The sequence below is a fragment of the Ideonella azotifigens genome (genome assembly GCF_006519715.1).
Taxonomy (GTDB): domain Bacteria; phylum Pseudomonadota; class Gammaproteobacteria; order Burkholderiales; family Burkholderiaceae_C; genus Ideonella; species Ideonella azotifigens.
Genome location: NZ_VIDT01000424.1, coordinates 1 through 4,944 on the forward strand (window position 1 = coordinate 1; position 4,944 = coordinate 4,944).

The 4,944-nt window shown below is 67.4% G+C and carries 6 protein-coding genes and 1 pseudogene; 6 read left to right on the plus strand and 1 reads right to left on the minus strand.

Annotated elements, in window-relative coordinates; all coding sequences use genetic code 11:
* From FKP22_RS32375 to FKP22_RS20970, 6 genes and pseudogenes are all read left to right on the plus strand, one after another.
* A pseudogene (locus FKP22_RS32375) lies at window positions 1-352 on the plus strand (beta-N-acetylhexosaminidase); the annotation flags it as partial.
* 42 nt (window positions 353-394) lie between these two features.
* On the plus strand, window positions 395-1,786 hold the full coding sequence (locus FKP22_RS20950; RefSeq protein WP_141289631.1) for an MFS transporter: 1,392 nt from the start codon (window positions 395-397) through the stop codon (window positions 1,784-1,786).
* Complete coding sequence (locus FKP22_RS20955) at window positions 1,783-2,676, plus strand: glycoside hydrolase family 16 protein (RefSeq protein WP_141289632.1); 894 nt, start codon at window positions 1,783-1,785, stop codon at window positions 2,674-2,676. The genes FKP22_RS20950 and FKP22_RS20955 overlap by 4 nt, the downstream gene beginning before the upstream one ends.
* Before the next feature lie 271 nt (window positions 2,677-2,947).
* On the plus strand, window positions 2,948-4,015 hold the full coding sequence (locus FKP22_RS20960; protein WP_141289633.1) for an acyltransferase family protein: 1,068 nt from the start codon (window positions 2,948-2,950) through the stop codon (window positions 4,013-4,015).
* Between the two features lie 70 nt (window positions 4,016-4,085).
* Window positions 4,086-4,322 (plus strand): type II toxin-antitoxin system Phd/YefM family antitoxin, encoded by a 237-nt coding sequence (locus FKP22_RS20965; RefSeq protein ID WP_141289634.1) that lies wholly within the window; start codon window positions 4,086-4,088, stop codon window positions 4,320-4,322.
* A complete protein-coding gene (locus tag FKP22_RS20970; protein WP_141289635.1) occupies window positions 4,322-4,699 on the plus strand; it encodes a type II toxin-antitoxin system VapC family toxin in 378 nt (125 codons plus the stop codon). Before FKP22_RS20965 ends, FKP22_RS20970 begins: the two co-directional genes overlap by 1 nt.
* A gap of 85 nt (window positions 4,700-4,784) precedes the next feature.
* Here the strand turns inward: FKP22_RS20970 and FKP22_RS32380 are convergent, their stop codons facing one another.
* Window positions 4,785-4,922 (minus strand): hypothetical protein, encoded by a 138-nt coding sequence (locus tag FKP22_RS32380; protein WP_170200994.1) that lies wholly within the window; start codon window positions 4,920-4,922, stop codon window positions 4,785-4,787.
* Window positions 4,923-4,944: the final 22 nt, after the last annotated feature.

Sequence of the window (4,944 nt, forward strand, 5' to 3'; positions counted from 1 at the left end):
AGCCGGCCTGGAAGGCGCCGCGGTGCGCGCACTGTTCGCGCTGGACGCGGATGTCGAGATGCTGCTGGTCGAGGACCTGACCAGCTTCGACTTCGGCACGCTGCCGGACGATGGCCGCATGCTGGTGCTGGTGTCCAACCATCGCAAGCGCTACCCAGTTGCAGCCGCCACATGGCAGCCCGCGCTGCACATCGCCTTGTGGAATCCGTTCCAGGTGCTGGACGTGCCCGCCCCGTCGCTCGTCAGCTGGGGCTATGCCGAGGGCGCGCTGGAAGCCGTCACCGACTGGCTGGCCGGCCGCTTGCAAGCGACGGGCGTGGCCCCGGTCGAGCTGGTGCCACCGGTCCGCTGAGACCTTCCCCTGTTGCCCTGAACCGCCTGCCCGGAGCCCGCGATGTCTGACGCCTCCTCTTCTTCCCGCGTGCAGCCCCGCGCGGGCGGTTCGCCGATGCGCTGGGTGCCCAGCCTGTACTTCGTGCAGGGCATGCAGTTCTGGGTGGTGATGCTGATCGCCGGGTTGATGTTCAAGAACATGGGCGTGAGCAACCAGGAGATCGCGCGCTGGACCGGCGTGCTGGGCCTGGCCTGGGCCATCAAGCCGCTGTGGAGCCCGTTCCTGGAACTGTTCCGCAGCAAGAAGCGCATCGTCGTGGCGATGCAGTTCACCGGCGCGGTGTGCCTGGGCGCGGTGGCGCTGGTGCTGCAGTCGCCCGCCTTCTTTGCACTGACCATTGCCGTGCTGTGCCTGCTGGCCTATGCCTCTGCCACGCACGACATTGCCTGCGACGGCCTGTACATGGCCTCGCTCAGCGCGCCACAGCAGGCCGCCTATGCGGGCTGGCAAGGCGCGTTTTTCAACGCCTCGAAGTTCCTCACGCTGGGCGCACTGATCGTCTGGGCCGGCCATCTGGAAAAGTCGGTCGGCGTGTTCAACGCCTGGTCCACCATCTTCTGCGGCCTCGCCGTGCTGCTCGCGCTGCTGGCCAGCTACAACGCCTGGGCCCTGCCCTCGCCGGCCTCGGCCGCGAATGCACCGCGCAGCGCCCAGGCCGTGTGGCAGACGCTGCAGGAAGTCATCGTCGCGTTTTTCCGCAAGCCTGGCATCTGGCTGGCCATCCTGTTCATCGTGCTGTTCCGCTTTGCCGAAGGCCAGGTGCAGACCATCGGCCCGCTGTTCCTGCTGGAAAAGCGCGAGGCCGGGGGGCTAGGCCTGCTGACCGAACAGATCGGCGCGATCTACGGTGGCATCGGCACCGCGGCCTTCCTGGTCGGCAGCATCCTGGGCGGGCTGTTCGCCTCCAGGCTGGGCCTGAAGCGCGCCATGCCACTGCTGATCATCGCGATGGCCGTGCCCAACATGACTTTTGCGTGGCTCGCGCATGTGCGGCCGGCGGTGGACAGCGGCATCGCGCTGCCCACGCTGCTGGCCTCGCTGCCCGGCATGCCCAGCACGCTGAGCGACATCGCCATCGCCGTGACGATCGAGATGTTCGGCTACGGCTTCGGCTTCGTCGGCATGATCCTGTACATCATGCAGGCCGTGGCACCCGGCCCGTTCCAGACCGCCCACTACGCGCTGGGCTCCGGCGTGATGCAGCTGGGTTTCATCTTCTCCAAGACCATCAGCGGCGACCTGCAGGCCGCCCTGGGCTACGAACATTTCTTCTACTGGACGATCGCCTGCGGCGTGCCAGCGCTGGCGCTGTTGGTCTGGGTCAAACTGCCCGGCCGCGACGGCGCGCCAGCCGCCCAGTCAACACCTGCCGGCGAAGGTTCTCTCGCATGAGGCCGCTGCTGATGGCCAGTGCGCTGTTTGCCTGCGCCAGCGCGCAGTCCAGCGAACTCTTCTTCGACGACTTCAGCCAGCCCTCGCTTGAAGCGCTGAGCCAGAACGGCTGGATCGTGCGCAGCGAAGCAGGCCACCCCGGCATTGCCGGCGCGGCCTGGGGCCCGAACACGCTGCGCCTGGTGGCCGACCCGGACACCAGCGGCGGACGCCTGCTGGAACTCGAAGCCCGCACGGACGGCACACCGGCCCACAGTGCCCAAGCCCAGCTCTGCCAGCAGCGCAAGTTCCTGCGCGGCACCTACGCCGCGCGCATCCGTTTCCACGACACCCCCGAGCGTGGCCCGGACGGCGACCCGGTCATCCAGACCTTCTACGCCGTCGCCCCGCTGCGCTTCGACTTCGACCCCGAGTTCAGCGAGCTCGACTGGGAGTACCTCGCCAACGGCGGCTGGGGCAGCGACAAGACGCGCCTCTACGGCATTGCCTGGCAGACCGTGCGCATCGAACCCTGGGCCGCCTACAACCAAGCCCACGAACACTTCGCTGCACTGGACGGTTGGCACACGCTGTTGATGCAGGTGGACGCCACCAACACCCGCCTCTTCCTCGACGGCCAGCCCCTCGCCACCCACGGCGGCCGCAACCACCCGGTGCAGCCCATGGCCATCAGCTTCAACCTCTGGTTCTCACCCGAAGGCCTGCTGCCCACCAGTGCCGGCATGCGCATCTGGCGACAGCAGGTGGACTGGGTTTTGCACGCGAAGGACGAGCAACTGAGCCCTGCGCAGGTGGATGCGGAAGTTCAGCGTTTGCGCCGCGAGGGCTTGAGTCATCTGGATCAGGTACCTGTAACCGATCCTCCGTTGACGAGTCCTTGCAACATCTAAAGCTCCTCCCGTCCCGGTAGGCGCGAGTCGCGGTCGCCGGGTAGTCACTTCCGCTCATGTCCCCCGGCCTGCGGCCTCCTCCTTTACTTCGCTGCAGTGACCACCCGACACCCGCTGCGGGAAGCGGGTCTTACTGCAACGGTCGAACAGCCCAGTCGCGTACCCGATCAGGACGGTGGGGGGTGTTGTGCAGCGAAGTAAAGGGGGAGGCCGCAGGCCGGAGGACATGAGCGGAACAACACACCCCGGCGGCCTGATCTCGCACCCACCCATGCAACGACCCAATCCGCGCCTCGCCTCCATCGACGCCCTCAGAGGCTGGGCCGTCGCCGCGATGATCCTGGTCAACAACCCTGGCGACTGGGGCCATGTGTGGTGGCCGCTGGAGCATGCCGAGTGGCACGGTTGCACGCCCACCGACCTGATCTTCCCGGGCTTCCTGTTCATCGTCGGCGTGTCGCTGGCCTTTGCCACGGGACCTAAACGGGACCGTGGCGAGACCGCGGGCCTCGCGGGCGCGCTGTGGTGGCGCGCGATGCGCATCGTGCTGCTCGGACTGGTGCTGCACGCGGTGGCGCACTGGGCCATGGACACGCGCGCGTTCCGGCCGTTTGGCGTGCTGCAGCGCATCGGGCTCTGCTTCGGGCTGACTGGCAGCGTCGCCGTGCTGCTGCCGCGCCGCCGCTGGCCTTGGTTGTTCATTGCGCTGCTATTGGGCTACGGTGCATTGCTGCTGGCGCCCGGCGGCCTGCAAACCGGCAGCAATGCCGAAGCGCGTGTCGACAGCTGGCTGCTGGGCCGCCACGCCTACCAATGGGACGCAGCCACCGGCCTCGCGTTCGACCCCGAAGGCCCGGTGGGCCCGCTCGGCGCACTGGCCACCACGCTGCTGGGCCTGATCGCTGGAGAGACCTTGCGCCGCGGCGCGCTGCAACGGCTGTGGACGCTCGCGCTGATCGCACTGATGCTAGGCGCACTCGGCTCGCTGGTCTGGCCCTGGAACAAGTCGCTGTGGACGCCTTCGTTCGTGCTCTGGGCCGGTGGCTGGGCCACGCTGGCATTGGCCTTCTTCCACCGCCTGATCGACCGCCAAGGCCTGCCGCCCCTGGGCCAGTCCTTTGGCATCAACGCCATCACCGCCTATGCTGGCGCCTGGCTGATGACCTGCCTGCTCGAAGGCACCGGCTGGGGCGCCAAGCTCTACGCCAGCGGCTTCGCCTGGATGACCCCCTGGACCGGCCCGCTGTGGCCGTCTCACCTGTGGGCGCTGGCGGGCGTGGCGGTGTGGTGGGCCGTTGCGAAGCTGATGCAGCGGCGGGGGTGGGTGGTGACGATCTGAACCCATGGCGGTTGCGACAGGCAGGCCAAATAGACTAGACTTGGTCTGAATTCTGCCCGAGTCGCCCGCCATGAATCCAGTCAACATCTACGACGCGAAGACCCGCCTTTCCCAGCTGGTGGACCAAGCAGCGTCGGGCGAAGACGTGGTCGTGAGCCGCCACGGCAAACCGATCGCGCGCATCACCCAACTGTCTAGCAGCAAGGGCAAGATCAGGTTCGGCGTGCTCAAAGGCAAGGTCAAGGTCGCCGCGGACTTCGACGCGCCGCTGCCCGATGAGGTGTTGGCCGGATTCGAGGGCCGCTGATGCGCCTGCTGCTGGACACCCACATCTACCTGTGGGCCGTCACCGACTCGCGTTCACTGAAGCCGGCGGCACGGCGTCTCATCGAGTCCGCGGACGAGGTCTTTGTCTCTGCCGCGTCGATCTGGGAGATCGCCATCAAGGCCAAGCTTGGCAAGCTCCAAGCCGATCCACAAGCGCTCGCCGCCGCCATCCCTGACAGCGGCTTTTCCGAATTGCCGGTGCGGGCTTCTCATGCAGCCGGCGTCGGCCTGTTGCCACTGCATCACAGCGACCCGTTCGACCGGTTGCTGGTGGCTCAGGCGATGGCCGAGCCGCTGCACTTGCTGACCGCCGACGCCATGCTCGCGCCATATTCCGAGTTGGTCATGCTGGCCTGAAGTTCGCTCAGCGCACCGCCAGCGGCCACAGCCGCGCCAGATCGGTCGCGCCGTCGTTGCCCTGCACCGTCCAGGCCTTGCGCCATCAGCGCGAGGCCAGCAGCGGTTTGACGACTTCAGGGCGAATGGCGGGCGGCGCAGTCTGGGCTGCGGCACCGAAACTGGCCGCCAGTGCGAGCGTCAGGGCCAGCGTGAGAAGAGAAGCTTTGAGTGAGACGTTCACAGCCGCTCAGTCCATGAACTGT

What these genes read in the sequence shown, in the direction of transcription:
- FKP22_RS20950 (WP_141289631.1), top strand. Translation starts at nt 395, where the DNA reads ATGTCTGACGCCTCCTCTTCTTCCCGCGTGCAGCCCCGCGCGGGCGGT.
- FKP22_RS20955 (WP_141289632.1), top strand. Translation starts at nt 1,783, where the DNA reads ATGAGGCCGCTGCTGATGGCCAGTGCGCTGTTTGCCTGCGCCAGCGCG.
- FKP22_RS20960 (WP_141289633.1), top strand. Translation starts at nt 2,948, where the DNA reads ATGCAACGACCCAATCCGCGCCTCGCCTCCATCGACGCCCTCAGAGGC.
- FKP22_RS20965 (WP_141289634.1), top strand. Translation starts at nt 4,086, where the DNA reads ATGAATCCAGTCAACATCTACGACGCGAAGACCCGCCTTTCCCAGCTG.
- FKP22_RS20970 (WP_141289635.1), top strand. Translation starts at nt 4,322, where the DNA reads ATGCGCCTGCTGCTGGACACCCACATCTACCTGTGGGCCGTCACCGAC.